Source organism: Acinetobacter sp. YH12241 (assembly GCF_013417535.1).
Lineage (GTDB): Bacteria > Pseudomonadota > Gammaproteobacteria > Pseudomonadales > Moraxellaceae > Acinetobacter.
The window spans coordinates 1-3,189 of the sequence record NZ_VPDQ01000061.1 but is presented as its reverse complement, the minus strand read 5'-3'; the positions used below and the strand labels follow the sequence as shown (position 1 = coordinate 3,189).

At 37.6% G+C, this 3,189-nt stretch carries 3 protein-coding genes; all 3 read right to left on the bottom strand.

Features of this window, described 5'->3' with window-relative positions; genetic code table 11:
- Nucleotides 1-63: 63 nt before the first annotated feature.
- The 3 genes from mobV to FTV18_RS15455 all read right to left on the bottom strand — a co-directional run bounded on the left by mobV (nucleotide 64) and on the right by FTV18_RS15455 (nucleotide 2,473).
- Entirely contained in the window at nucleotides 64-1,197 is a 1,134-nt protein-coding gene (gene mobV / locus FTV18_RS15465) for a MobV family relaxase (protein WP_171530389.1), read from the bottom strand.
- Between the two features lie 149 nt (nucleotides 1,198-1,346).
- Nucleotides 1,347-1,538 (bottom strand): hypothetical protein, encoded by a 192-nt coding sequence (locus tag FTV18_RS15460; RefSeq protein ID WP_063106445.1) that lies wholly within the window; start codon nucleotides 1,536-1,538, stop codon nucleotides 1,347-1,349.
- Complete coding sequence (locus tag FTV18_RS15455) at nucleotides 1,535-2,473, bottom strand: replication initiation protein (RefSeq protein ID WP_005080187.1); 939 nt, start codon at nucleotides 2,471-2,473, stop codon at nucleotides 1,535-1,537. Before FTV18_RS15455 ends, FTV18_RS15460 begins: the two co-directional genes overlap by 4 nt.
- Nucleotides 2,474-3,189 lie beyond the last annotated feature (716 nt).

Genomic DNA, 3,189 nt, shown 5'->3' with positions numbered 1-3,189 from the left:
TACTTTCATGCATAAAACACCAAACATGGCTAAAAACCCCATTTTTTTGCGTTTAAATGGGTATTATGAGGGTGAGTAGTCGTTATCATTGCCGTTATCAGGTTTTTTAGGCTCATTTTTTCGCTGTTTTTCTAATTCTTGACGTCTTAAAAGTGCCAAACGTTCTTTTTCCTGCCTTTCTTGTTCAGCCAGTTGTTTTTTCTGTTCTTGTTCTAAGTGTAATTGATTGCGAAGTTCACGTTGTTGGTTAAATCTTTCTTGTTCTTCCTGTCTTTTTAGGAATCTATGATGTTCAAGTGCTGAATCAAAATTATCTTTTAATTTAGCAACTTGCTTATTAAATTCTTTCTCAAGATTTGGATGGTTATACTCGTTAATTATGTCTAAATATGGCTTTGCTCGTTGCTGAACCTCATCAAGTGTTTTTTTTGTATCAGACAGTTCTTTTTTTAATTTTTCGGTTTGACTAGCCAGTGCATTCGCTCGGTCAAATCGTGGTGCAATTTGATCAAATATCTGATCAATCATAGCGTTTGCGACTCTCTCACCGTAGGTATTTTTTGACTCAAGAAATTCAGGTTCAGGTATTTCGTAAGTGAGACCTTTTTCAATACCAGGTTCATTTTCGTAATTGTTCAATTTCTCATAATATTCTTTGATAGACGTATGTTTTGCTTTGCTCCCCTGTACGCCCCGATCTAATCCTAAATCTTTTACTTCAACTGCAAAATCAGTCTGCATCTGTGAAAGTGTATGTCGAGATCCACCGATATATTTTTTTGCGTTTAAACGGCCCGTAGCTTCATCGACTGGAACAACGTAAGCGACCAAATGAGGGGTTGTTTCATCTCTATGAATCGTAGTGCTGACGACATTATTTTTACCGTATTTATTTTCGAGCCATTTTTTCGACTGCTCAAAAAATGCAGTTTCTTTTTCAGTTCCCCAGCCGTCCCATTCTGGTGATGCAGTCACAAGATGTTCAATACACAAAACCGCATCTTTGCGTCTTTTTTCAGGAATACGATCACGAATAGCGGTCATACATTTTTCGTTTGTATCTAACTCATGCTCATTCAAATGTGTGCGGTCAGAATCGGCATTTAACGTTTCTCGATTGCGATAATTATGCGAAAGACTGCCACCAACGTCTGCAAACGACTTCAATTTTTGAATACGCAAAATAGCAAATGACATGTGAGAAATCCGATACCGAAAAAACACACGATAGCAGAGCTTTTTGAGCTTTGCGATAGCGAAGTGGACTCACTCCACTTTTAAAACCCCTTATGGTGTTTTAAAAGTTCATGAGCGAGGGGAATCCTCCCCTCGACCCCGACAAACTTTCAGTTTGTATAAAGCGATTTCTTCATGCGCTGAATTCGGTTTTCTAAACCGACAATGCTTTTTTGCAGACGATCGCTATATGCTTTTTTTTGAAGATCAGAAAATTCTTTAAGCTCGTTTTCGAGCTGCTCAATTTTTTCTTGTAGCAAAACTTCCCTTTCAAACTGAGTAATTTTTTTCTCAAACATCATTTCGATTTAAATCCTAATTTTGCTAGATGGGGAAGCAACGTTTTTTGTTTTTCAGAGTCTTTGAGCATCGAACGAATACGAGCAATAAATGGTTTCATATCTTCGCCTGCATGTGCCATCTTTTGCACTTCAGGGAGTTCTGAAAGTTTACTGCTAAACGTATCAAGTTGAGATTCTGTCATTTTGTGGAATAGGTCAGGTGTATTTGGATCTCGTCCTGTTTCTATAACTTTGGGCTTTGGTTTTTCTTTGACAGTGAACTTAAAGCCAACCACGGAACGCCCACGTTTCACATTCTCATAGCTTAGGTCTATGTCGGTGTTGGCTGTGATCTCGTCCAGTGATGGCTTAATTACACGTTTTTTTAGGTTGCTTAGGTCTTGATAGGATTCAGGCAAGCCCAACTGCTGAAATAATTCGTCTAGGCTGATTTGAAAACCGCCCATTGTTTGGTGTTTCTTAGCCAAGTGATAGAAGTCTAGCGAGTAGTCTTTTTTAAGCCGTAAAACGACCTCTTTTTTATACTTGGTATAAGGGTTTAGGGCGTCAAACTCTCTAAGTAATAGCAGTACTTCATCGGTAAAATATAGTTCTGAACCGCCTTGTCCTGCCTTATAAATCACCTTGTTTAGCCAACGCATTTTTACCCTGTCACCCTCAGCATTGGTGTAACCAAAGAACCGAGTAAATAGGCGTTCAGATGCCAATTCTAAAGCTGTATAAGCCGTTGATAAGTCAATGCCACACTCCTTTGAAAAGTCACTCGAAGATATAAAAATAGGATCATTGCTTGATATTTTTGTGGTTCTTGCCAAAGGGGTTGCCATGATAAATAAACGCTTTTCATCAAGGGACATACCTCTAAAGCATTCAACCACTCTATTTTGTAAAACTATCCAGTCTTTGGGATAGTGTTTTTTAACATCCAAATCCATAGTATTTTCCAAATAAAGTACATCGTTTAAGACAATACCTTTTAATCAATAAAAGTTCAAAGTTTAATTGTGTACTTTAATACTTGGCGTTTGTACTTTTTTAACTTGGCGTTTGTACTTTTTTAAGTGCTTTTAACTTGGCGTTTGTACTTTAATACTTGGCGTTTGTACTTTTTTAAAGTCTGAAAGCTATGTCTAGTAAGGTCTGTAGAGGGGCGAAAAGTCTTTAAAAGCTTTTTAAAAGCTAAAAAAGAGAATCAAAGGCAAAATCAAAGGCTATGGCACTAGCTCCGCTAGTGTCTTTTCAAGAGCAAAAGCAAAAGCAAAAGCCTTAATAATGCATTCGCTATGCTCATGCTTTTTGAAGAGCAAAAGCATCAATACTTCGCTCGTAGACACTCGCTAATACTTGGGTCGATAAACGTATAGATATAGCGTTGAAAGCATTGCTACATCTGCGATTCATCTGTTTTAAAAAGCAAAAGCGGTTTTTCAGAGGGGGGAATAAGCAAATTTTCATTGTGTCGCTCGTAGACACTCGCTAAAACGCTCTAATTTGCGTTCTAAGAGGTTTTTATTATCTCAACTATACTTTCATGCATAAAACACCAAACATGGCTAAAAACCCCATTTTTTTGCGTTTAAATGGGTATTATGAGGGTGAGTAGTCGTTATCATTGCCGTTATCAGGTTTTTTAGGCTCATTTTTTCGCTGT